The organism is Methylobacterium sp. SD274 (genome assembly GCF_017355285.1).
GTDB lineage: Bacteria > Pseudomonadota > Alphaproteobacteria > Rhizobiales > Beijerinckiaceae > Methylobacterium.
Map to the genome: position 1 here is coordinate 1 of NZ_JADIJP010000021.1, position 22,450 is coordinate 22,450.

At 62.4% G+C, this 22,450-nt stretch carries 21 protein-coding genes, 1 tRNA gene and 1 riboswitch; of the genes, 15 read left to right on the forward strand and 7 right to left on the reverse strand.

Annotated features, from left to right (window positions below; all coding sequences use genetic code 11):
* The first annotated feature begins 140 nt into the window (after window positions 1–140).
* Window positions 141–271, forward strand: a riboswitch (TPP riboswitch).
* A 98-nt stretch (window positions 272–369) separates the two neighbouring features.
* Genes thiO through IPV08_RS17190 form a run of 4 tightly spaced genes read left to right on the forward strand, consistent with a single transcriptional unit; the run spans window position 370 to window position 3,215 of the window.
* On the forward strand, window positions 370–1,566 hold the full coding sequence (thiO, locus tag IPV08_RS17175) for a glycine oxidase ThiO (RefSeq protein ID WP_348646147.1): 1,197 nt from the start codon (window positions 370–372) through the stop codon (window positions 1,564–1,566).
* Window positions 1,563–1,775: a sulfur carrier protein ThiS gene (gene thiS, locus IPV08_RS17180; RefSeq protein WP_056431100.1), complete on the forward strand. Its 213-nt coding sequence runs from the start codon at window positions 1,563–1,565 to the stop codon at window positions 1,773–1,775. Before thiO ends, thiS begins: the two co-directional genes overlap by 4 nt.
* 16 nt (window positions 1,776–1,791) lie before the next feature.
* Window positions 1,792–2,586 carry a thiazole synthase gene (locus tag IPV08_RS17185; RefSeq protein WP_056452111.1) on the forward strand — a complete coding sequence of 265 codons (795 nt, stop codon included), beginning with the start codon at window positions 1,792–1,794 and terminating at the stop codon, window positions 2,584–2,586.
* The gene (locus IPV08_RS17190; protein ID WP_207412768.1) at window positions 2,586–3,215 is read left to right on the forward strand and encodes a thiamine phosphate synthase; all 630 of its coding nucleotides are present in this window, start codon (window positions 2,586–2,588) and stop codon (window positions 3,213–3,215) included. The genes IPV08_RS17185 and IPV08_RS17190 overlap by 1 nt, the downstream gene beginning before the upstream one ends.
* Here IPV08_RS17190 and IPV08_RS17195 read toward each other — a convergent pair.
* The 6 genes from IPV08_RS17195 to map all read right to left on the reverse strand — a co-directional run bounded on the left by IPV08_RS17195 (window position 3,212) and on the right by map (window position 9,049).
* The gene (locus IPV08_RS17195; RefSeq protein ID WP_056431094.1) at window positions 3,212–3,961 is read right to left on the reverse strand and encodes a hypothetical protein; all 750 of its coding nucleotides are present in this window, start codon (window positions 3,959–3,961) and stop codon (window positions 3,212–3,214) included. The genes IPV08_RS17190 and IPV08_RS17195 overlap by 4 nt on opposite strands.
* A 57-nt stretch (window positions 3,962–4,018) precedes the next feature.
* Window positions 4,019–4,846 (reverse strand): transglutaminase family protein, encoded by an 828-nt coding sequence (locus IPV08_RS17200; protein WP_056431091.1) that lies wholly within the window; start codon window positions 4,844–4,846, stop codon window positions 4,019–4,021.
* A 36-nt stretch (window positions 4,847–4,882) separates the two neighbouring features.
* Window positions 4,883–5,827 (reverse strand): alpha-E domain-containing protein, encoded by a 945-nt coding sequence (locus IPV08_RS17205; RefSeq protein ID WP_056431088.1) that lies wholly within the window; start codon window positions 5,825–5,827, stop codon window positions 4,883–4,885.
* 68 nt (window positions 5,828–5,895) lie between these two features.
* A complete protein-coding gene (locus IPV08_RS17210) occupies window positions 5,896–7,335 on the reverse strand; it encodes a circularly permuted type 2 ATP-grasp protein (RefSeq protein ID WP_056431086.1) in 1,440 nt (479 codons plus the stop codon).
* 138 nt (window positions 7,336–7,473) lie between these two features.
* On the reverse strand, window positions 7,474–8,193 hold the full coding sequence (gene radC / locus IPV08_RS17215) for a DNA repair protein RadC (protein ID WP_207412769.1): 720 nt from the start codon (window positions 8,191–8,193) through the stop codon (window positions 7,474–7,476).
* 25 nt (window positions 8,194–8,218) lie between these two features.
* The gene (gene map, locus IPV08_RS17220) at window positions 8,219–9,049 is read right to left on the reverse strand and encodes a type I methionyl aminopeptidase (protein WP_056431081.1); all 831 of its coding nucleotides are present in this window, start codon (window positions 9,047–9,049) and stop codon (window positions 8,219–8,221) included.
* Window positions 9,050–9,320: 271 nt separating this feature from the next.
* Here map and IPV08_RS17225 point away from each other — a divergent pair, with 271 nt between their 5' ends.
* The 11 genes from IPV08_RS17225 to IPV08_RS17275 all read left to right on the forward strand — a co-directional run bounded on the left by IPV08_RS17225 (window position 9,321) and on the right by IPV08_RS17275 (window position 21,332).
* On the forward strand, window positions 9,321–9,575 hold the full coding sequence (locus tag IPV08_RS17225; RefSeq protein ID WP_056431078.1) for a zinc-finger domain-containing protein: 255 nt from the start codon (window positions 9,321–9,323) through the stop codon (window positions 9,573–9,575).
* Window positions 9,576–9,608: 33 nt separating this feature from the next.
* Window positions 9,609–10,826: an FAD-dependent oxidoreductase gene (locus tag IPV08_RS17230; RefSeq protein ID WP_348646146.1), complete on the forward strand. Its 1,218-nt coding sequence runs from the start codon at window positions 9,609–9,611 to the stop codon at window positions 10,824–10,826.
* A gap of 37 nt (window positions 10,827–10,863) precedes the next feature.
* Window positions 10,864–10,950 (forward strand) — tRNA-Leu (locus IPV08_RS17235).
* 149 nt (window positions 10,951–11,099) lie between these two features.
* Window positions 11,100–12,923 (forward strand): phosphogluconate dehydratase, encoded by a 1,824-nt coding sequence (gene edd, locus IPV08_RS17240; protein WP_207412770.1) that lies wholly within the window; start codon window positions 11,100–11,102, stop codon window positions 12,921–12,923.
* A gap of 95 nt (window positions 12,924–13,018) precedes the next feature.
* The gene (eda, locus tag IPV08_RS17245; RefSeq protein WP_207412771.1) at window positions 13,019–13,636 is read left to right on the forward strand and encodes a bifunctional 4-hydroxy-2-oxoglutarate aldolase/2-dehydro-3-deoxy-phosphogluconate aldolase; all 618 of its coding nucleotides are present in this window, start codon (window positions 13,019–13,021) and stop codon (window positions 13,634–13,636) included.
* Window positions 13,637–14,201: 565 nt separating this feature from the next.
* Entirely contained in the window at window positions 14,202–15,707 is a 1,506-nt protein-coding gene (locus tag IPV08_RS17250) for an aspartate ammonia-lyase (protein WP_207412772.1), read from the forward strand.
* A gap of 458 nt (window positions 15,708–16,165) precedes the next feature.
* The gene (locus tag IPV08_RS17255; protein ID WP_207412773.1) at window positions 16,166–17,767 is read left to right on the forward strand and encodes a porin; all 1,602 of its coding nucleotides are present in this window, start codon (window positions 16,166–16,168) and stop codon (window positions 17,765–17,767) included.
* Between the two features lie 403 nt (window positions 17,768–18,170).
* Window positions 18,171–19,049, forward strand: coding sequence for an amino acid ABC transporter substrate-binding protein (locus IPV08_RS17260; protein ID WP_207412822.1), 879 nt, complete (start codon window positions 18,171–18,173; stop codon window positions 19,047–19,049).
* A 28-nt stretch (window positions 19,050–19,077) separates the two neighbouring features.
* Window positions 19,078–19,800 (forward strand): amino acid ABC transporter permease, encoded by a 723-nt coding sequence (locus IPV08_RS17265; RefSeq protein ID WP_056431064.1) that lies wholly within the window; start codon window positions 19,078–19,080, stop codon window positions 19,798–19,800.
* A 57-nt stretch (window positions 19,801–19,857) separates the two neighbouring features.
* Window positions 19,858–20,550 (forward strand): ABC transporter permease subunit, encoded by a 693-nt coding sequence (locus tag IPV08_RS17270; RefSeq protein ID WP_056431063.1) that lies wholly within the window; start codon window positions 19,858–19,860, stop codon window positions 20,548–20,550.
* 53 nt (window positions 20,551–20,603) lie between these two features.
* Window positions 20,604–21,332, forward strand: coding sequence for an amino acid ABC transporter ATP-binding protein (locus IPV08_RS17275; RefSeq protein ID WP_198290855.1), 729 nt, complete (start codon window positions 20,604–20,606; stop codon window positions 21,330–21,332).
* Between the two features lie 65 nt (window positions 21,333–21,397).
* Here the strand turns inward: IPV08_RS17275 and IPV08_RS17280 are convergent, their stop codons facing one another.
* A complete protein-coding gene (locus tag IPV08_RS17280) occupies window positions 21,398–22,378 on the reverse strand; it encodes a substrate-binding domain-containing protein (protein WP_207412774.1) in 981 nt (326 codons plus the stop codon).
* Window positions 22,379–22,450: the final 72 nt, after the last annotated feature.

Genomic DNA, 22,450 nt, shown 5'->3' on the forward strand with positions numbered 1-22,450 from the left:
ACGATCCGACGGCCGACCGCCCCACTCCGGACGGCCATCCGGGGTGGGGCATTCCTCACGGAACACGGCGACCATAATCCAAGTCGCTATTGCAAGGCGCCCCTGGGGATTGACCGAGGCGCGATCGTTACCCACATCATGGGCGTTCCAGGGAGATCCCCGTCAAGGGGCTGAGAAACCGATGAGCTTGGGCCATGAGCCCGGGCGGCGCGGAAATCCTTTGAACCTGAACCGGCTCATACCGGCGTAGGGATTGGACCGCGGGTTTCTCTCGAAGGGAGCTCGGCACGCTTCGGATCGGAGCTGAAGGACACCAATCTTTGCGAAGCATCGCGGAGGTTCCTTTTGGACGTCTCAGCTAATCCGACCATCGGTTCCCGTAGAGCGACGGGTATCGTCATTGATAGCAACGCTTTGCCAACCCGAAGCGATGTCGTCGTTGTGGGCGCAGGATTGATCGGTCTCTCTTGTGCGTGGCGTCTGGCTCAAGCCGGGCTAAGCGTCACGGTCATCGAGCGCGACACCGTCGGCGTCGGCGCGAGCCTCGCCGCAACGGGGATGCTGGCACCGGCTGCGGAGCATGAGCCGGGTTCGGATCCTCTACTGCCTCTGGCGCTTGAAAGCTTGGCACGCTGGCCGGGCTTTCGCGACGAACTCCAGGCCGCCTCGGGTATCAGCATCGACTACCGGGAGGAGGGGACTCTCGTCGTAGCCATCGGTCGCGATGAGGTCGACCGCCTTCGATTTCGGCACGACCTGCAGATCCGGTCTGGACTTTCCGCCCGCTGGTTGCCGGGGTCGGAGGTTCGTGCTCTGGAGCCTACCCTACGCCCCTCCGTGACGGCTGGTCTGTTCTGCCCTGACGACCATCAGGTCGATCCACGTCTCGTGATGGCCGGGCTCACCCGCGCCAATCAGGCTGCCGGTGTCACAATCGTCGAGCAATGCGCAGTGGAGGCGCTCGATTGGGTAGGCGACCGGGTCTGCGGTGCTGCCACGTCTCGCGGGCATATCTCGGCGGCGACCCTGATCCTTGCAACCGGTGCCTGGAGCGGCGACGCCAGCCTTCTTCCCGATGAACTTGCTTTGCCGGTGAGACCGTTGCGGGGTCAATCTCTGGCGCTGAAGACTACAACACGGACGGGCAATCTCTCGCACATGGTCTGGACCGAGCAGGTCCATATGGCCCCGAAGGCAGATGGCCATCTCATCATAGGCGCCACGGTCGAGGATTGCGGCTTCGTCCCCGGCGTCACCGCCGGTGGTCTTTATGCGTTGTTAGAGGGAGCGCGTCGGGTTCTACCCGGCATTGAGGAGATGGAGGTCGAGGCGGTCTGGAGTGGTTTTCGGCCAACCTCCGATGACGATGCGCCGATCATCGATACTCTGGCTCCTGGCCTCGTGGTCGCCACCGGGCATCACCGCAACGGATATCTCCTCGCTCCGGCCACGGCCGATTGCGTGGCCGAGCTCGTTACCACCGGCGCGTTACCCGATATCGCAAGCAGTTTCGGTCTCGCTCGATTCCACCGATCTGTGCAGCGCGAGAGGAGGGCCTTCGCATGAAGATCAGCATCAACGGACAGCCTCGCGAGATCGAGGCCGGAGATGTGTCGGCGCTCTTCCGGCTCGAGGCGGAGCAGACCGGAATTGAGAGCCCGCAGGGCATTGCCATCGCGGTGAACGGCACGGTCGTTCGCCGGCGGGATTGGGAGACGACCGCCATCACGGAAGGCGACAAGGTCGAGATCGTGCGTGCCATGCAGGGCGGATAGCCGGAGGACAATCATCATGAACGGACGTACGATCGAAACTGCTGCGGACGATGCATTGGTCATCGCTGGCGTGGCCTTGAGCTCCCGCCTTTTCATCGGCACTGCGGGTTATCCAACGCAGAGCATCATGGTCGATGCGGTCGAAGCATCCGGTGCAGAGGTCGTCACCGCCTCGATTCGCCGCGTCTCGCTGCAAGGCCATGGTTCGGATACCGTGCGGCGCCTGAAGGGCTATCGTTTCCTGCCCAATACTGCCGGCTGCGAGACTGCTCGCGATGCGATTATGACCGCCGATCTCGCCCGTGAAGCCCTCGATACGAACTGGATAAAGGTCGAAGTCATCGGTGACCGGGAAACGCTCTACCCGGACGTGTCCGAATTGCTGGCCGCTTGTCGCCATCTCGTCGATGATGGGTTCGTCGTTCTGCCCTATTGCAATGACGACCCCGTCGTATGTCAGCGGCTTGCTGATATCGGCTGCGCGGCGGTGATGCCGATGGGCTCCCTGATCGGGTCTGGTATGGGGGTCGCCAACCCCGCTAATCTCGAACTGATCTGTCGGCGGGCCAGTGTGCCGGTCATTGTCGATGCCGGAATCGGCACCGCTTCCGATGCTGTGGTCGCCATGGAACTCGGCGCGGCGGGCTGTCTTCTCAATACCGCTGTGGCCAAAGCGGACGATCCGGTTCGCATGGCTCGCGCCATGCGTCATGCGGTCGAGGCCGGTCGCCTCGCCCATCTTGCTGGCCGAATCCCTAAGCGAGGCCGCGCCGATCCGTCGAGCCCGCAGCTCGGTCTCGTGGGCTCGTGATGCCGAAACCATCAGGTCTACTCGTCGTAACGGACCGGACGGGGAGTGACATCCCGTTGGTTGAAAGGGTCGAGGCGGCCCTCGCCGGCGGTGTCCGCTGGATCTGGTTCAGGGACCGCGATCTCGACGCGGCCTCTCGCCAATCCCTTGCCGAAGACCTGATCATTCCGGTGCGTAGGATGGGTGCCGCTTTCATTGTGGGGGGAGACGTGGCGCTCGCCTGTGCGATCGGAGCAGACGGTGTCCATCTCGGTGGTGGCGCCAAGCGAGAGGATATCCTTTCGGCAAAGCAACAACTTCCATCCGTATGCCTGGTTGGCATCTCGGCCCATTCTCCAGCCGAGATCGACAGGGCCGCCGAGCTGGGCGTGGACTACGCGACCCTTAGCCCAATTTTCGCGACGCAAAGCAAGCCGGGATACGGGCCCGCACTCGGGCCAGCTGCGATCCAATCTGATCGTAAGCGTGAGATACCTGTCCTTGCCCTGGGAGGAATCAGCCCGCTGAATACCCCAGCCTGCCGCAATGCCGGCTTTGCCGGAATTGCGATCATGGGCGGGGTCATGAGGACCAAGGATCCGGAGGGGGCGGTACGTGCCTATCGCGAAGCCTGGGAGGCTCCGGGCTAGCGCGGGGCAGGCCCGTAGGGAGGACGTGGGATAGCCCGGTGCGCTGCGCGCAGAGCGGCCGACCACCGCTCCCGGAGATCGTGGAAATATGACTCTCCTGCCTCGATCCGATGGCTCACCTCGAGGTCGAGGGCATCGCGTCGGCACACGGCGATATCGATCGGCAAACCCACACCCAGATTCGAACGCATCGTCGAATCCATGGAAACGAGGCCCACCTTCAGGGCGTCATAGAGGTCCGTCTCGAACTTCACGGCCCGATCGAGGATGGGCTTGCCGTATTTATGCTCACCAATCTGAAGGAACGGTGCGTCGGTGCTGCACTCAATGAAGTTTCCGGCCGAGTAGATGAGAAACAGGCGCATCGGCTCATTGCCGATCTGACCGCCGAACAGCAGCGAGATGGAGAATCGCAGGTTCGCTGCCTCGAACCCGGCCTTCTCGATGGCACGCACACGGCGGATCGCCTTGCCGATGAGCTGGGCCGCCTGAAACATCGTCGTGGTTTCGGTGATCTTCAGTGTAGGTTCGCCGTCATCGCCAGAGACGCCCTCGGCCAACATGCTGAGAACCGACTGCGTCACAGATAGATTGCCTGCCGAGGCCAGCATCATCACCCGTTCGCCCGGCACGTTGAAATGATGCAGCTTGCGATAGGTCGAGATGTCGTCGAGTCCCGCATTCGTGCGGGTATCGGCAACCATCACGAGTCCTTCCTCGACGAGGAGCCCGACGCAATAGGTCATGATACCGATACCCCCGATGGCCCGAGAATCTCGAGCCATGCCTCACGATGCGACAGATTAAACCTGGACGGCGGCTTGGACCTGTTCGACGCGAAGCTTTACTTCGAGCGTTTCAGTCCCGCCACCCATCCGACTGCCTCTGATCGGGGCCGCACCCAAATAATCCAGCCCGATGGCGACACGGATATGCGCCTCGGTCGTAGCGATACCATTTGCAGGGTCGAAACCTACCCATCCAAGGCCGGGCACCAGGGCTTCCGCCCAAGCATGCCCCGCTCCCTGGTCCTCCCCGCCTTCGGCGTGGAAGAAATAGCCCGAGACGTAGCGAGCAGGAATCTCGAGATGTCGCGCGGCCGCGATGAAAATATGGGCGAGATCCTGGCAGACGCCCTTTCCGGCGGCGAAGGATTGCGCAGCGGTGGTGCTGGCGCTGGCCGGACCCGGCTCGAACGCGACCGTGTCGAAGACAGCGGCAAGGAGACGGTGGAGGCAGGGGAGCACTGAGGAATCCCCTTCGTCGACCACGCTTTTGGCAAACGCCTGAAGCTCGGTATTGGCCACCGCCAAATCGGAATCGCGCAGGTAGAAAACGTCTGGAAGGCGTTCCACCGTGCCGCGGACGATCCCGTGCATCTCGTTGGTGTCGACTTCGCCGGTCACCCGGATGGTCAGGGCATCCGCAGGCTCGTCCGCCGTGAACCAGTGCGTGACATTACCGAAGCCGTCCTCGCGCTCGCTGACCCGCCCATCCACAGACGGCTCGATCCGCCAGCGACGGACGTATTGCCCGTCATGGTCACGCGGACGAAGACGCAAGAGTTGGATCAGGCCGCGAGCGGGCTGCTCGTAAGTGTAGTTGGTCTCATGGAAAACGCGGATGCGCATGGACGTCTCTTGCAGAGCTCAGGATTCGACGGAACCCTACACCAGATATTGTTCGATGACGGCCGCGCCGAGGCGATTGTTCTCGACGATGAAAGCGGTGACAAACTCGTGTAGCCCCGACCGGAAGACCCGGTCGATATTCTCGCTTTCAAGGCGTGCGAGAGTGTTGCTCGCCAACCGCTGACTAGCCCCACGCCTGCCATAGGCGTCGGCGATGAGATCGAGATGCTCCACCAGCATGCCGTAGCAATTTGTCAGGGAGCGCGGCATCTGCCGGTTCAGAATGAGCAGGTCGGCGACCAGAAGCGGTTTGACGCTTTCACGGTAAACCCAATGATAAGCGTTAAAAGCCGAAACCTCACGAAGGATCGTAGTCCATTGGAAATAATCAAGGCTTCCACCGACTTTCTCAGTGGCCGGCAGAAGAATACGGTATTTCACATCAAGGATACGGGCGGTATTATCCGCCCGCTCAATGGCGGTGCCGAGTCTTGTGAACCAATAGGCGTCGTTCCGTAGCATCGTACGATAGGCTGAGCCGTCGAACGCGAGGGACACACCTTTCACCCATTCGAGGAAACGGCTGAACTCATCGCGAGTGAGGTCACGACCTTCGTAGTTGCGCAGTTCGAGCCAGGCGCCGTTGATCGCGTCCCACATTTCCGTGGTCAGTGCAGTACGCACGGACCTCGCGTTTTCTCGCGCCGTCTCGATGCAGGAGCGGATCGAAGAAGGGTTGTGGGGTGAGAAAGCCAGGAAGTTGCACACGGTCGCTTCGTTGACGCTGTCATAAAGCGTCTTGAACACTTCCGGGTCTCCCGCCGAAGCCAGTGCCGACGCCCATTCGTTGGTCTCGCCACCGCCGTAGCTCGACGGTAGGGCCGCGAGCCGATGAGCCGCATCGAGGATGCGAGCCACGAATTCGGCCCGCTCGGCGTAGCGCGAGAGCCAGTAAAGATTGTCGGCGGTCCGGGACAGCATGGGCTTCCGTTAAGGCGATAGACGAGAAAACGATCCACCTCTCGCGCGAGGTGAGTTCGAACGTGATGTCAGGCGTCGAGTACCCAAGTGTCTTTGGTGCCACCGCCCTGGCTCGAATTGACGACGAGCGACCCTTCCTTAAGGGCAACACGTGTCAGACCGCCGGGAACGATCCTGATTTCGTCGGAGCCGCATAACACGAACGGTCGCAGATCGACGTGGCGCGGTGCGACGCCGGATGCAACGAATGTTGGGCACGTTGAGAGAGCAAGGGTCGGCTGGGCGATGAACCCATCCGGTGAGTGGCGGAGCTTGCGCCCGAAATCTTCGATTTCCCGCTTTGTCGCATGCGGACCGACCAGCATGCCGTAGCCCCCCGACCCGTTGACTTCTTTCACGACGAGGTCCGCCAGGTTATCCATCACGTAGGAGAAGGCTTCCTTTTCGCGGCACCGATATGTCGGCACGTTGTGAAGGATCGGCTCCTCGCCAGTGAAGAATTTCACGATCTCCGGCATGTAGCTGTAGACCGCCTTGTCGTCCGCGATACCGGTACCGACCGCGTTGGCGAGGGTCACGGTGCCGCGCTCGTAGGCGTTCATCAGGCCGGGCACGCCGAGCACCGAATCTGGACGGAACACCAGGGGGTCGAGAAAATCGTCGTCCAGGCGGCGGTAGATAACGTCGACTCGGCGCGGGCCTTCCGTGGTGCGCATATAGACCACGTCGTCCTTGGTGAAGAGGTCAGATGCCTCCACCAGATCGACGCCAAGCTTGTCGGCCAGGAACGAGTGTTCGTAGAAAGCCGAATTGTAGCGACCGGGGGTGAGCAATACGACGGAGGGATCTCGGGTCGCCGTCTGCGGGGCCAGGCTGCGTAGGGTCGCGAGCAGGGAATCCGGATAATTCTCCACCGGTGCCACGCGATGGCGCGAAAACAATTCGGGGAAGAGCCGCAGCATCACTTCCCGGTTCTCCAGCATGTAGGAGACGCCGGACGGCGTGCGGGCATTGTCCTCAAGCACGAAGAAGTCGTTCTCGCCCGTACGGACGATATCGATACCGGCGATGTGCACATAGAGATCGTGCGGGACTTTGAAGGCCCGCATCTCCATCCGGTAGTGCGGGTTGCGATAGACCAGATCGGCTGGAATGATCCCGGCTTTGATGCATTCCTGGGCGCCATAGATGTCGCTGAGGAAGGCATTGATCGCGGTGACGCGCTGTTTCAGCCCGCGCTCCAGGAAACTCCATTCTGGCTTGGTGATAACCCGTGGGATGATGTCGAAAGGGATCAGTCGCTCAGTGGATTCGTTTGCACCGTAAACGGCGAAGGTGATGCCGATCCGCCGAAACAACATTTCGGCTTGGCTACGACGCGTATTGAAATGCTCGGGCGGAGTCGTGTCGAGCCAGGATTTCAGACTGTCATAGGCTTCTCGTACCGCGGAATCGCCCATTGCGGCGCCGGGTATCCCATTCATCTCGTCGAACGCAGCGAGCGCCATTCGCGCCTCCCCTTTTATCTCGGCATCGTCGCAAGAGGCGCGCCACCGGGTCGATGTGCACGTCACATCAGGCCGACGTTGTCTCCCGATCGCCGTCCGCCAAACGATCCGCCTAATCCTAACGTCAGAGTAGCACGTTCAGATCAGCTTCAACCCTTTCAGACTCGCGTGTCCATCGCGTCCGAGAATGACATGGTCGTGGACGATAATTCCCAGTGGATCGAGGATTCCAACAATCTCGCGCGTCATCTTGATATCCGCCGCCGACGGTGTCGGATCACCGGATGGGTGATTGTGGGCAAGGATGATGGCGGTGGCCGAGAGTTCGAGGGCGCGGCGGGCGACTTCACGTGGATAGACCGGAGTATGGTCGACGGTGCCCCGACCTTGAACTTCGTCGGCGATGAGGTGGTTGCGTTTGTCCAGGAACAGCACGCGGAACTGCTCGCGCGCCGAAAAGGCCATGGTCGCGCGGCAATACTCGAGGAGTGCAGCCCAGGAGGACAGCAAGGGGCGCGCGGCGATGGCACCCCGAGCGAGGCGATGGCCGGCCGCCTCGATCAGCTTGATATCGGCGATCACGCCCTGGCTGACGCCGTCCACCTCCGCGAGGCGGTTCGGCTCTGCGCTCACGACTTCCGCGAAACTGCCGAACCGTCGAATCAAAGCCTTTGCCAGGGGCTTTACGTCCCGCCGCGGGATCGCTCGAAAGAGAACGAGTTCGAGCAGCTCATAGTCGGGCAGAGCATCGGCGCCGGCTTGGGCGAATCGGGCCCTCAACCGGTCGCGATGTCCGAGATAATGCGGTTCCAGCGATCCTGTGGTCTCGTTCGCCGATGCGACGGGGAGGCGCGTCATCGTGTTGCCTCCGGATCAATCGCTTTCAGGCAGATGGATTGATTGGCTGATGCAGGCCTTTGGGTGAGAAGGTGAACACTTCGACCCCGGTTTCGGTCACGGCTACGGTGTGCTCGAACTGAGCCGAGAGCGATCGATCTCGGGTTACGGCTGTCCAGCCGTCCGAGAGAACCTTCACCGCCGGCCTACCGAGATTGATCATCGGTTCGACCGTGAAGAATTGTCCGGGCTGGAAGGCTACGTCGTAGCTCGGCTCGACATAATGCAGGATGGTCGGGGCATCATGATAGGTGCGACCCAGACCGTGCCCGCAGAAATCTCGCACCACCGAGCAACGCTCCGCTTCGGCATAGGCCTGGATCGCGCGGCCGATATCCGTAGTCGAGCCTCCCGGTTTGATCGCCGCAATGCCACGCATGAGGCATTCGTGGGTGATCTCGCACAGGCGTGCCGCCTTACGCGGCACCTCGCCGACATAGGCCATGCGGCTGCTATCCCCGTGCCATCCGTCGACGATCAAACAGATGTCGAGATTGACGATATCGCCCTCGCGCAAGGGTTTGTCGTTGGGGATCCCATGACAGACGACGTGGTTGATCGATGTGCAGATCGATTTCGGGTAGCCTCGATAGAGTAGCGAGGCCGGGTAAGCGCCGTTATCCATGGCGAATTCGTAGGCCAGGCGGTCGAGCGCCTCCGTGGTCACACCCGGCGCCGTGGCTTCCATCAGCACGTCGAGGGCTTCCGCCGTCAGGCGACCGGCCTTGCGCATGCCCTCGAACCCTTCGGGACCGTGAATCGGCGGCCGAGGCGCGCGGCGTCCGCCTTCGACAACGGCCTGTTCGTTCTGGGTCATGACAAGTGTGGTTTCGTAAAAGCAGCGATGAGAACCATCTATCTACGGCGGCATGCGCTGGAGGCCAACCCTCGACGATAGGCGCTTTTGCCGGCAGCGACGGCTTTTCCGGTTTCGTGTTCGGTGAAGGCAATCCGCCGTCGGCTTTTTGCTGGGCCTGGGGAATCGGCGGCGCTAGGCTTCACGCCGCCGAGGGGCTAGAGAATGCCTGCGACGGAGCAATGTTGCCCGGTCGGGGGTCACCTCGGCGGGCCGGAGGCAGGATCGGGCGATGGCTGACAAGGCGGTGCCGCATTTCCACAACGACCTCGGAGTCGCCCTCATCGAAGTGGGCTCGAAGGAGTTCATGTGCATTGGCGCCAAGCCGCCCTTCGATCATCCGCACGTGTTCCTCGATATGGGGAGCGATGACGAGATCATCTGCCAGTACTGCTCGACGCTTTACCGCTACCGCGCGACCCTCAAAGCTGGGACTGCCGATCCAGCCGCCGCCGTCTGGGATGACCACGGGGCGAAGGCGGCCTGATCGCGTAGCGTTTCGTAGCGACGAGACCCGCAGGTGTCCGACGATTCTCATGGCGTTCGAATCCCTTCAGTCAGGACTGGCCTTTCTGTAGCTATCGTCGGCGCGGGCATTGGAGGCCTGACTGCCGCTCTCGCTCTCGATGCCGCCGGGCATGAAGTGACGCTCGTCGAGCGGAGGACGGGGTTCAGCGAGGTCGGGGCCGGCCTGCAGCTCTCTCCGAATGCGAGCCGCGTTCTCATTGGGCTGGGCCTCGGTGCGGCCCTTCGCAGGGCGGCGAGCGAACCGCCAAGGGTCGTGGTGCGTGCCCTCGGGACGGGCCGCGAGATCGGCGGTGTCGAACTCGGTGCCGATCTGCGCAGTCGCCATGGCGCCCCCTATTATGTCATCCACCGGGCCGATCTGCAGACGCTCCTTCTCGATGCCGTCCGTAGCCGGCCGGGAATCCGGTTGCTTATGGGGCGGGATGTGCGAGGGCTGGCCGAGTCGGCCTCCTCCGTCGAACTGACACTAGAAAGCGGGCAGGGTTCGAAAACCGACACGCTGGCGGTCGATCTCGTGGTTGGCGCCGACGGTGTGCGATCCACGCTGCGAGGCCATTTCGACGGAAAGCCCTTGCGGTCCTGCGGCGAGGCTGCCTGGCGGGCGACGATACCGATCGATTCCGCCCCGCCGGAACTACAGGGCGACGAGACCGGTCTTTGGCTCGGGCGTCGACGGCACGTCGTGCATTACCCGATCCAGGGTGGACGGAGCATCAACATCGTGGCGGTCGTGCCCGAACGCATCGGCAGCGAGGGTTGGGGCCAGCTCGGCGAGACTGCGGTCCTGCGAGCGCAGTTTCCGGACGCGACCCCTGTTCTTGCCGAGCTTCTGACCGCACCTGATTCCTGGTTGGTCTGGTCGCTCGTCGACCGGCCGACGGCGCGACCGATGGCGCGGGGGCGGGTGGCCCTGCTAGGCGATGCGGCCCATCCCGTCCTACCGTTCCTGGCTCAGGGCGCAGCGCTCGCCATTGAGGACGCAGCCGTCCTCGCCGTGACGCTGCGAGCCGATGACGTAGCGGGATCGATGGTGGCCTACGCGAAACGACGCGTGCCTCGTACTAAGCGTGTGCAAGCGGCGGCACGCGGCAACGGCCGGACCTATCATGCCGGGGCGCTCCTCGGTTTTGCCCGTAATACTGTGATGCGCCGGCTCGGTCCCACCGGAATGGGCCGCCGCTACGACTGGCTCTACGGCTGGGCGCCTTGATCTCGGAGCCTCGCCTCGTTACCGCTGATCTCGCAATGCGGACGTGGCGAAACCGGTAGACGCACGAGACTTAAAATCTTGCGGCTGAAAGGCTGTGCGGGTTCGAGTCCCGCCGTCCGCACCATCACCCGCTTCGAACCGCGATGGCCTGAAACGTGCTGAGCCGATCCGGTCATTGATCGTACCGCGCGGCGACCGATCTATCGCCTGCGAGACGAGCCCTCTACGTTCCTGACAGCAGGTGGCTTCGCATCAGCGAGGGAAGGATCTGCCATGACCGAGCTTCACCCGGAAGTCGCAGCCGTCACCGAGCGCGTGGTGACGCGCTCCAAGGCGAGCCGACGCGCCTATCTCGACCTAATCTCCCGCGAACGCGACGGCGGCGTGCACCGGCCGATGCTCAATTGCGGCAACCTCGCCCATGGCTTCGCGGCCTCCGGCGAGGACAAGCCGGCGATCAAGGCCGGCCGGGGCATGAATATCGGCATCGTCACCGCCTATAACGACATGCTCTCTGCGCATCAGCCCTATGGCCGCTACCCTGAGCAGATGAAGTTGTTCGCCCGCGAGGTCGGGGCAACGGCGCAAATTGCAGGCGGGGTCCCCGCCATGTGCGACGGCGTCACCCAGGGGCAGCGCGGCATGGAATTGTCGCTGTTCTCACGCGACACCATCGCGCTTTCCACGGCGGTCGGCCTCAGTCACGGCATGTTCGACGGGGCAGCCCTACTCGGCATCTGCGACAAGATCGTGCCGGGGCTGCTCATCGGCGCCCTGCGCTTCGGGCACCTGCCGCAGATCCTGATCCCGGCCGGGCCGATGCCCTCGGGCCTCGCCAACAAGGAGAAGCAGCGCATCCGCCAGCTCTATGCCGAAGGCAAGGTCGGCCGCGACGAGCTTCTGGAATCGGAATCCGCCTCTTATCATGGGGCGGGAACCTGCACCTTCTACGGCACCGCCAATTCCAACCAGATGATGATGGACGTGATGGGCCTGCACATGCCCGGCGCCTCTTTCATCAATCCCGGTACGAAGCTGCGCCAGGCGGTGACCCGCGCGGCCGTCCACCGGCTCACGGAGATCGGTGCTTCCGGCAACGATTACCGGCCCCTCGGGCGCTGCGTCGACGAGAAAGCCATTGTCAACGCGATCATCGGCCTGTTGGCCACCGGCGGCTCCACCAACCACGCTATCCACCTGCCGGCCATCGCCAGGGCCGCCGGGATCATCGTCGACTGGGAGGATTTCGACCGGCTCTCGGCCGTCATTCCGCAGGTGGCAAAGGTCTATCCCAACGGCTCCGGGGACGTGAACCACTTCCACGCCGCTGGAGGCATGTCCTACGTCATCGCCAGCCTCATCGATGCGGGCCTGCTGCACGACGACATCCTCACCGTGGCCGGCGGGCGCCTGCGCGACCATGCCCGCGACCCGAAGCTGATCGAGGACGAACTCGTGTTCGAGGACGCGCCGGCGGCTTCGCATGACGAGAGCATCCTGCGCGGCCCCGCCAACGCCTTCCAGCCGGATGGCGGGATGCGGCTGGTGAAGGGCAATCTCGGCCGGGCCACCTTCAAGACCAGCGCCGTCGATCCCTCGCGCTGGACGGTGGAGGCTCCGGCTCGGGTGTTCGACGATCAGGACGACGTCATGGCTGCCTTCAAGGCGGGTGAACTGGAGCGGGACGTCGTGGTGGTAGTGCGGTTCCAGGGACCGAAAGCCAACGGAATGCCCGAACTCCACAAGCTGACGCCGCAACTCGGTGTCCTTCAGGATCGTGGTTTTCGCGTCGCCCTCGTGACCGACGGGCGCATGTCCGGTGCGTCTGGCAAGGTGCCGGCCGCGATCCATCTGAGCCCGGAGGCCCTCGGAGGCGGCCCACTGGGAAAGCTTCGCGACGGTGACATCGTTCGCCTGAGCGCCGAGGATGGTACGCTTCAAGCGCTCGTCGATCCGTCCGAATGGGAGACGCGGGGAGATGCGACAGCGCCTCCGCCGCCTTTCGGTACCGGGCGGGAGCTTTTTGCCTTTATGCGCCATGGAGCGGATGGCGCCGAGCAGGGCGCTTCCGCGATGCTCAGCGCCGCAGGACTCTAGCCAAAGCTGTCCGGTCCGGGGAGGGCGCATTGGCTCTCCGCATGACGCTTTTACGACCGACCGAACACTCCACCCTTCGCCAAGGACGGTTCTCAATGACGACCATCGACGCGCTTATGCGCTCCGTTCCCGTGATTCCCGTCCTCGTGATCGAAGAGGCCGCCCATGCTGAGCCGATCGCCAGGGCCCTCGTCGATGGCGGCCTGACGGCGCTGGAGGTCACCCTGCGGACCCCCGCTGCCCTCGAGGTGATCCGCATCATGGCACAGGTCGAGGGTGCTGTGGTCGGCGCAGGCACTGTACTCAACGAGCGGGATCTCGATGCGGCGATGGAGGCGGGCGCGCAGTTCATCGTCAGCCCCGGTCTCACCGATCCGCTGACGAAAGCCGCGCTAGACCGCGGCATTCCCTTCCTGCCAGGGATCGCCAATGCCGCCGACATCATGCGCGGCCTCGATCACGGGCTCGACCGGTTCAAGTTCTTTCCTGCCGAGGCCGCCGGGGGCGTCAAGGCGCTGAAGGCCCTTACCGGCCCGTTCGGAAAGGTCTGTTTTTGCCCGACGGGTGGAATCACCGAAGCTACGGCACCGGACTGGTTGGCCGTCGGCCAAGTCCTCTGCGTCGGCGGCAGTTGGGTCGTGCCGGCCGGCGAGCCGCAGCCTGAAGCAATCCGTAGGGCAGCAAGGGTCGCGTCAGGCCTACGAAGGAACTGACCCGCCAAAAGAGGATACTCTTGGATGCGCAGTCCTGCGGTGTGGCGGCATGGGGTTAGTTAAGGCCGCCGCATACCGGGAGGCGTCATTGGACAGGATCTTCACGGCTACGCCACGACGATTCAGGCATTCATAGTAGCGCTAGAGCGATCGAAAGCTTCACTTGAATATCTTGCTGCAAAGCATGGATTGACCTCCAAGACGTCGTGAAGTGGCAAGAGCGTTTCTTCTCGGAGGACGCGGCGACGGGGTCGAAGACGCCGCTCGCTACCGTCCTTGCGACCAACGAAGCGGCGGTCATCGTCACCTTCCACCGGCGCAAGCTTTTGTAGCTCGACGATTGTTTCTACGCGCTCCGAGTAGCCGTCTCGCACCTCATCCGATCATCGCTGCATCGGCGTCTGCAGCGACGCGGAATGAGTCGATAACCTGAGGTCGGCGGCTATTCATGCGGCTTCAGGACTGAGCCGATGTCAGGATTGGACCTCCAAAGCGCTTGACGGTCGTGCCGCCGCGTGTGGCCTTCCGCAGAGCCGCTGCGAGCGCAGGGCGAGGGAGAAGATCGATGGCGACGGACACGCAGACGGTCACCGAGATACCGACCGAGAACATCGCTGTCGCAACCGTGCGAACCGTCGAGATGGAGGGCGCACGGACGCGCACGGAGCACGACCTTCTCGGTTATGGCGAAGTACCCGCCGACGCCTATTGGGGGATCCATACCAAGCGCGCGGTCGCGAACTTCCCCATCACGGGTGTTCCGGTGGGGCACTTTCCTGAATTCGTAAGAAGCCTCGCTCTTGTGAAGCAGGCCGCTGCGCGCGCCAACCGGCGACTCGGCTACCTGACCGCCGACAAGGCCGACGCCATCGACCGCGCCTGTATTCTCGTCGCCACTGAGCCGCGCTTTGCCGAATCCTTCGTGGTGGATGCGATTCAGGGCGGCGCTGGCACGTCGACCAACATGAATGCCAACGAGGTGATCGCTAATGTCGCCCTGGAACTGATGGGGCACCCGCTAGGGCATTATGAGGCGCTCCACCCCAATGACGACGTCAACATGGCGCAATCGACCAACGACGCCTATCCGACGGCGCTGAGACTTGCGGTCATTTTCGCCACCCAGCCGCTCATTAAGGCGCTCGACGACCTCGCCTACGCTTTCAAGGGCAAGGCCGTTGAGTTCGCCGATGTCCTCAAGATGGGCCGCACCCAACTCATGGATGCGGTACCGATGACCCTCGGCCAAGAATTCGATGGGTTCCACGCCACCATGAAAGAGGACGTGGCCCGACTGAACGAGATCGTCGGGCTGTTCCGCGAGGTCAATCTCGGTGCCACAGCCATCGGCACCGGAATCAATGCCGATCCTCGTTACGCGTCCCTGGCGGTGGAAGAGCTATCACGCATTTCCGGGCACCCCATGGTCCTTGCATCGAACCTGATCGAGGCGACATCCGATCTCGGAGCGTTCGTTCTGTTCTCCGGCGTGCTGAAACGCGTGGCGGTCAAGCTCTCTAAAATCTGCAACGATCTGCGCCTGCTTTCCAGCGGCCCGCGCACTGGGTTCGGCGAGATCCGGCTGCCGGCCGTCCAGGCCGGTTCATCGATCATGCCGGGTAAGGTCAACCCGGTGATTCCTGAGGTGGTCAACCAGGTCGCCTTCCTGGTGATTGGCCACGACCTCACCGTGACCCTCTGCGCAGAGGGAGGCCAGCTTCAGCTCAACGCCTTCGAGCCGACGATCGGGTATTGCGTTCTCAGCTCCCTGCGCATGCTCACCGCCGCGGTCGATACCCTTACGAAACGGTGCATCGAAGGGATCGAGGCGGATCGCGAACGCTGCCGCTCCCTCGTCCATGGTTCGATCGGCCTCGTTACCGCCCTTGTGCCTGCCTTGGGGTACGAGGCGTGCTCCAGAGTCGCCCAACGCGCCTTGGCCGAGAATCGCCCCGTCGCCGAGATCGTGTTGGAGGAGGGATTGCTGACAGAGAATCAACTCGAGCATCTCTTGGAGCTCGAGGCCATGACACGTCCTTCGCGCGTGAGACGGACCAATCAGGGGGCCTGACGGCTAACGCGTCCCGACTGCCCCGTCGTTCCGGTGCAGTCGCTGGAACGGGGCCCTAGCTCTCTTCATGACGGTTCAGTGACGGTGCAGAGCACAAAAACTAAGCAAAGGGTGCGCTTGCGTGAACAAGTAATGCCATTAGCGCAGCGCGATGCATTGCTTTTCTTCTCCGGGGCCAACCTCTGCACAGCATGCGACCTCAGCGATGACATGCTTTGCCGCCTGACAAACGTTGCAACGCCGCCACAGCGGTTCACAACCGCCGTGGCATTCACGATTCCGAGTTGCCCGGCGGGACCCGCTCGCACAGAGTGAAAACGCACTGGGGAAACCCCGGGGCACAGCCGGAACGGAGCGATGAAACGCTTCCCTGGCTAACAAATAAAGGCAAACGAACATCGGTCCACACCGTGTTGAAGTTGCCTATCCCTCGGGTCTCGAAGCTTTTGGAGATATCAATGAAGCTCTTGAAGAGCTCACTCCTCGGTACCGCCGCAGGTTTTGCGTCGGTCGTTGGAGCGCATGCCGCCGATCTTCCCGTGAAGAAGGCCGTGCCGATCGAATACGTCCGCGTCTGCTCCGCCTACGGCGCCGGCTTCTTCTACATCCCCGGAACGGATACCTGCATCCGTCTCTCGGGCCGTGCCCGCCTCGACATCGGCTACCAGCCGACGGACAGCCGTTCCGGCTCGGGCAATGGTGACACGACCGGCTATATCGGTCTCGCTCGCATCAACGTCGATGCCCGCACCCAGACGGCCTACGGCACCCTGCGCGCCTTCACCCGTATCCAGTTCGCCTCGCGCACCGGCGGCACCGGCGGCCTCCGCTCCGGCACCCAAGAGCGCATCGGCTCCGCCTTCGCTGCAACCGGTCAGGATCAGGCTGGCCGCGCTCAGCAGTTCGTGAACACCGATAAGGCGTTCATTCAGTTCGCCGGCCTCACCGCTGGTCGCGCCTCCTCGTTCTTCGACTTCTACGCTCACGACTTCGAATTCGCCGGTGCGACCCTGAACTCCGACGTTCAGTCGACCAACCTGCTCGCCTATTCGGCCAAGTTCGGCGAAGGCTTCTCCGCCACGGTCTCGCTCGAAGACCCGACCTTCCGTCGCAACACCGTCTACTCGCAGACCTTCGGGGCGACTGGCGTGACCGGCGCTCCGTCTCCGGTTCTCGTCGGACTCGGCGCAACAAACACGTTCCAGAACTTCGACGTGTCGCAGCGTAACCGGATGCCCGACTTCGTTGGCGTTCTGCGCTACGATGCTGCCTGGGGTTCGGCCCAGATCTCAGCTGCCGTCAAGGAAATCAACGTCCAAAATCCCGTTGGATCTACCTTCGGTATAGCTTCGGTTCCCGGTCTTGGTGGGACTGCTGTGACCGGACATCCCTCGAGCGAGTACGGCTGGGCTGTCCAGGGTGGCGTGAAGATCAACACCCCGTTCATCGCTCCGGGCGATACGCTGTACCTGCAGGGTGCTTATGGCGAGGGCTCAACCCTCTACACGGGCTACTCGTCCTACAACGGCAGCTACACCTCGATTGCCAGCACCATCAACGGCGCTGCCTTCGATCCCTTCATGTCCGACGCCACGCTGAACCCTCTGACCGGCAAGATCGAAACCTCCACCAGCTTCACGGTGGTTGGCTCGTTCCTGCACTACTGGTCACCTGAGTGGCGTTCGGCCGTGTTCGGCAGCTACGGCGAGCTCTCCTTCGCCCGTGGCGCTCGCGCCGCCAATGCGGCGGCGTTCCAGACCAACGGTGCGACGACTCAGTTCACCGGCACTCCCGGCACAGTCTCCTTCGACGTCAGCCCGGTTCTCCGTGACACCTACCAGATCGTCGCCGGCGCAAGCCTGATCTGGTCGCCGGTGAAGGACCTCGATATCGGTGTCGAGGGCTTCTACACCAAGGTCGGAGTTCAGAACGGCCGTGTCGTGGATCGCACCCAGTCGAGCGGCACCGTCAACGCTGCGAACATCGCCTCCGGCGCCGTTCGCACCGTGACCGCCGACGACACCTACCAGGTGCGTATGCGCGTCCAGCGCGACTTCTAAGGCTCTGCGGTCTTGGGGTTGGCGCTTCGTGCGCCGACCCTGGGGGATGCAAGGAAACGGTTCAGAATGGGCCCGGCTGAAAAGCCGGGCCTTTTTCATGATTGCCGCACCTCGATAATCGGCCTCTTCCTTCTGGATCCGGTGATTTCAAACGCAGGGCATTGTCTCGCTAAAAGCGATCTAGCCCGCCCGCACGGCACGGTGATTGCTATAGTCTTCCTGAGCGGTTGACATCTCCGGTGGTCCCTTATTCACCGATTGCGATGGGCGCGACCGCTGCTACGTTGAGCCTCGAGAGCCGATCATTCGGTCGGCGGAAACCCCTTCGGGAGTTAGCCTTCACATGCATTTTGGTCATCACAGGTCCGTCGCTCTGAAGGCGACGGTCGTCCTTGCATCGGCAATGAGCTTCACGCTCGGCGCAGCCGGCGCCAATGCCCAGGAACTGACCGGCACTCTCAAAAAGATCAAAGAGACCGGTGAAATTACGATCGGCTATCGTGACGCCTCCGTTCCGTTCTCCTACCTCGACGGTGATCAGAAGCCGGTCGGATACGCGTTCGAGATCTGTAAGAAGATCGCCGAAGCGGTGAAGACCAACCTGAAGCTGACGAAGCTCGAGGTGAAGCTCAATCCCGTCACGTCCGCCACACGCATCCCGCTGATCGCCAACGGCACCGTCGATCTCGAATGCGGTTCGACCACGAACAACGTCGATCGCCAGAAGCAGGTCTCCTTTACGAACACCCACTTCCTCACCGCGACCCGCTACGTCGCGAAGAAGTCTGCCAAACTCGACACGATCGAGGATCTCAAGGGTAAGACCGTCGTCTCCACCTCGGGCACCACCAATATCCGTCAGATCAACGAGGCCAATACCGCGCGCAACCTCGGCCTGACGATTCTGCCGGCCAAGGATCACGCTGAAGCATTCTTGATGGTCGAGACCGGCCGCGCCGCTGCCTTCGTGATGGACGACGTGTTGCTCGCCTCGCTCGCCGCCAGCTCCAAGGAGCCCGGTGCCTACGCCATCTCCAGCGAGGCTCTGTCGAAGCCCGAGCCCTACGGCATCATGCTCCGCAAGGACGACGCGCCGTTCAAGGCCGTGGTCGATGAGGCGACGGCCAAGCTCTACAAGAGCCCCGAGGGCAAGGCCCTCTACGACACTTGGTTCACCAAGCCGATCCCGCCGCGCGGCATCAACCTCAGCCTGCCCATGAGCGAGCCGATGATCAAGGCCTTCGCGTCGCCGAGCGACAGCGCCGACCCGGCCGCTTACTAAGCCGCCGCACGGGAGCAGACGACAGGCGATGAATTACAACTGGAACTGGCGGGTCTTCTTCGACCCGTCGCCGGAAGGCACCGGTACTTATGCCGACATGCTTCTCTCCGGCCTGTCTTGGACGATCGCCACGGCGCTCTGTTCCTGGATCATCGCCTTCTCCCTCGGCTCGCTCATTGGGGTGCTGCGCACCCTTCCGAGCCGGGGGGCTCAGCGGATCGGCACCATGTATGTGGAGCTTTTCCGGAACATTCCCCTGCTGGTTCAGATGTTCCTGTGGTTCTACGTCGTGCCGGAGCTCCTTCCCGGCTCCTGGGGGACTTGGCTGAAACAGCTGCCCAATGCATCGTTCTACACGGCGGTCATCTGTCTCGGCTTCTTCACCGCATCACGAGTCGCTGAGCAGGTCCGTACCGGCATCGAGACCTTGCCCCGTGGCCAGCGGATGGCTGGCACCGCCATCGGTCTCACCACTTGGCAGACCTATCGCTACGTGCTGCTGCCCAATGCCTACCGGGTGATCCTACCCCCGCTGACATCGGAGTTCTTGAACAACCTGAAGAATACGTCGGTGGCGCTCACCATCGGTCTGCTCGAACTCACCGCGCGGGCGCGCTCGATGCAGGAATTCTCTTCGCAGGTCTTCGAATCCTTTACGGCAGCCACGGTGATCTATCTCGGCATCAGCCTGATCGTGGTGACCCTGTCGAGCAAGCTCGAGACACGTATCGCTGTCCCGGGATCGCGCTGATGCCCGCACCATCCGCCTTCCCATCCTTCGCGACCGCCAGACGGGACTAGAGGACCGATGTTTACGGATTTCGACTTCGGGGTCGTCCTCTCATCCTTGCCGTACCTGTTCGGTACGGGAATGGTGTTCACGCTGACGCTCACCGCACTCGCCGCCTCGGGCGGCATCATTCTCGGCACCGTCATAGCGATGATGCGCCTGTCCGGGATCGCTGCTCTGGCGATCCCGGCCAAGATCTACGTGAACTTCATGAGGTCGCTGCCGCTCGTGCTGGTGATCTTCTGGTTCTACTTCCTCGTTCCCTATATCGGACAGTGGATGACGGGTGCTTCGCGTCCGATCTCGGTCGGCGCTTTCACCTCAGCGCTCGTAACGTTCACCTTGTTCGAGGCGGCGTTCTTTTCGGAGATCATGCGCGCCGGCATCCAGGCAATTCCGAAGGGACAAACATCCGCGGCCCAGGCCATCGGCCTCACCTACGGGCAGACCATGCGGACAGTGATCCTGCCTCAAGCCTTCCGCAACATGCTGCCCTTGCTGCTGACCCAGACCATCGTGCTGTTCCAGGATACGTCCCTCGTCTACGTGATTTCGCTTACCGATTTCCTCGGTGCCGCATCCAAGGTGGCTCAGCGCGATGGGCGTCTCGTGGAAATGTATCTGTTCGCGGCTGCGATCTATCTGGTGATTTGCATCACCGCCTCGACTCTCGTCCGGCGCCTGCAGCGCCGTGTCGCCATCATTCGCTAAGCTTTCGAGGATCCGCCATGTCCGCCATCGATCCCCAGGCTTCGGCAAAGCCGATGATCGCCATCGACAACATCAGCAAATGGTACGGCCCGGTTCAGGTTCTAAACGGGTGCACGACCCAGGTCACCAAGGGCGAAGTCGTCGTGGTCTGCGGCCCTTCCGGCTCCGGCAAATCCACTCTGATCAAGACGGTCAACGCCCTGGAGCCGATCCAGAAAGGGGCCATCACCGTCGACGGTATCGGCGTCCAGGCCAAGGGCACCAACCTGCCCAAGCTGCGCGCCCGCGTCGGCATGGTGTTCCAGCATTTCGAGCTGTTCCCCCACCTGTCGATCATCGACAACCTGATGCTCGGCCAGTGCAAGGTGCTGGGACGGGCCAAGGACGATGCCCATGACCGCGGCTTGAAGCTCCTCGGGCGGGTCGGCCTCTCGGCGCATTCTCACAAATATCCGGGCCAGCTTTCTGGTGGCCAGCAACAGCGCGTCGCCATCGCCCGTGCCTTGTCGATGAACCCCATCGTCATGCTGTTCGATGAGCCGACCTCGGCTCTCGACCCAGAAATGGTCGGAGAGGTGCTGGATGTGATGATCGAGCTCGCCCGTGAGGGTATGACGATGATGGTCGTCACCCACGAAATGGGCTTCGCTCGGAAAGTCGCCAACCGCGTCGTCTTTATGGATCGTGGGGAGATCGTCGAAGACGCTACGAAGGACGACTTCTTCGACAAGCCTCGCTCGGAGCGGGCTCAGACCTTCCTCTCGAAGATCCTGGCTCACTGACCTGCAGACGAAGGGCGAGGGCCGCATCGACTCTCGTCCCTCTAGGATCACTCGAATGATCTCGCTCACGCATAACCCGGTGTGATTGCAGCGCGATGGTTTATTGCTGCTCTGATCGCCTCCAAGCGTGGCAGGCCAACGAACGACCTCACGGCGAGGAAGTAGGTTTCCTCACCGAGGGGCAGATATGCGAGACTGAAGCGTTTCGCGATGGCGCGGGTGCCCATTCCAACGTCCGCTGCACCTGAAGCGATCAAGGCTGCGACGGCCTGATGCGTGAACTCTTCCGTCTGGTAGCCTTGGATGTCCGGCCCGTTGATGCCCGCTTCCACGCATAATCTGTCAAACCATATCCGTGTGCCCGCACCCCGCTGTCTGTTTACAAAGCGGAGACCGGTCGCTGCCAGGTCCGCGATGGCGGAGATTGCGAAGGGATTGCCCTCCTCCATCATGAGGCCCTGTTCCCGCCGTAGAACCGGAAGGGCGATCAGGTTCGGATCAGCCAGAACGTCAGCGAAGATCGTGCCCGGCTCTGGGACCGCTGCGCCGAAATGAAACCCCGCACCATCGACCTGACCGTTTTTCAATTGTGCGAGGGCATCCGTGCTCCCAGCAATCGAAACCGTTATGTCGCCCATGGTGTGAAGCGCATCCAGCAACACTGAATCGTGGCTCACTGCCAATGCCAGGGGTGCGGTCGCAAGGCCTGACAGAACGGCGAGGGCGATCTCTAATCGCCTCTCTTCCACCCCGATGATTTCCTGGCTCGCTCGCGACGCACGACCGAGTGCCTCGAGAAAGACAGTGCCGAAAGATGTCAGAACGGTACCGTGGCCCTTCGTCTTGCTGATGACCGGCTGCCCTAGGATATCCTCCAAGAGGGTGAGACGGCCCCAGGCGGAGCGATAGGACACGTGAAGTCGCGTCGCTGCGCCTTGAAGCGAGCCTTCCGAGGCGACCGCATCCAAGAGCGCCAGCGTGGGGCCAAACGCGATGCGCCCCTTCGCCACCGAGATGATGCCATCGACAAACAACTCGATCTTCATAGGCACGTCGTTTCCTATTGAACTATACTCCCCGGCGATAGCATGAGGGGTTCGGTCGCGCACAGCATCAGA

Bases quoted from the DNA above. Each gene is read 5' to 3' on its own strand.
- thiS (WP_056431100.1), top strand. From the start codon at position 1,563: ATGAAGATCAGCATCAACGGACAGCCTCGCGAGATCGAGGCCGGAGAT.
- IPV08_RS17185 (WP_056452111.1), top strand. From the start codon at position 1,792: ATGAACGGACGTACGATCGAAACTGCTGCGGACGATGCATTGGTCATC.
- IPV08_RS17190 (WP_207412768.1), top strand. From the start codon at position 2,586: ATGCCGAAACCATCAGGTCTACTCGTCGTAACGGACCGGACGGGGAGT.
- IPV08_RS17195 (WP_056431094.1), bottom strand. From the start codon at position 3,961: ATGACCTATTGCGTCGGGCTCCTCGTCGAGGAAGGACTCGTGATGGTT.
- IPV08_RS17200 (WP_056431091.1), bottom strand. From the start codon at position 4,846: ATGCGCATCCGCGTTTTCCATGAGACCAACTACACTTACGAGCAGCCC.
- IPV08_RS17205 (WP_056431088.1), bottom strand. From the start codon at position 5,827: ATGCTGTCCCGGACCGCCGACAATCTTTACTGGCTCTCGCGCTACGCC.
- IPV08_RS17210 (WP_056431086.1), bottom strand. From the start codon at position 7,335: ATGGCGCTCGCTGCGTTCGACGAGATGAATGGGATACCCGGCGCCGCA.
- radC (WP_207412769.1), bottom strand. From the start codon at position 8,193: ATGACGCGCCTCCCCGTCGCATCGGCGAACGAGACCACAGGATCGCTG.
- map (WP_056431081.1), bottom strand. From the start codon at position 9,049: ATGACCCAGAACGAACAGGCCGTTGTCGAAGGCGGACGCCGCGCGCCT.
- IPV08_RS17225 (WP_056431078.1), top strand. From the start codon at position 9,321: ATGGCTGACAAGGCGGTGCCGCATTTCCACAACGACCTCGGAGTCGCC.
- edd (WP_207412770.1), top strand. From the start codon at position 11,100: ATGACCGAGCTTCACCCGGAAGTCGCAGCCGTCACCGAGCGCGTGGTG.
- eda (WP_207412771.1), top strand. From the start codon at position 13,019: ATGACGACCATCGACGCGCTTATGCGCTCCGTTCCCGTGATTCCCGTC.
- IPV08_RS17250 (WP_207412772.1), top strand. From the start codon at position 14,202: ATGGCGACGGACACGCAGACGGTCACCGAGATACCGACCGAGAACATC.
- IPV08_RS17255 (WP_207412773.1), top strand. From the start codon at position 16,166: ATGAAGCTCTTGAAGAGCTCACTCCTCGGTACCGCCGCAGGTTTTGCG.
- IPV08_RS17260 (WP_207412822.1), top strand. From the start codon at position 18,171: ATGAGCTTCACGCTCGGCGCAGCCGGCGCCAATGCCCAGGAACTGACC.
- IPV08_RS17265 (WP_056431064.1), top strand. From the start codon at position 19,078: ATGAATTACAACTGGAACTGGCGGGTCTTCTTCGACCCGTCGCCGGAA.
- IPV08_RS17270 (WP_056431063.1), top strand. From the start codon at position 19,858: ATGTTTACGGATTTCGACTTCGGGGTCGTCCTCTCATCCTTGCCGTAC.
- IPV08_RS17275 (WP_198290855.1), top strand. From the start codon at position 20,604: ATGATCGCCATCGACAACATCAGCAAATGGTACGGCCCGGTTCAGGTT.
- IPV08_RS17280 (WP_207412774.1), bottom strand. From the start codon at position 22,378: ATGAAGATCGAGTTGTTTGTCGATGGCATCATCTCGGTGGCGAAGGGG.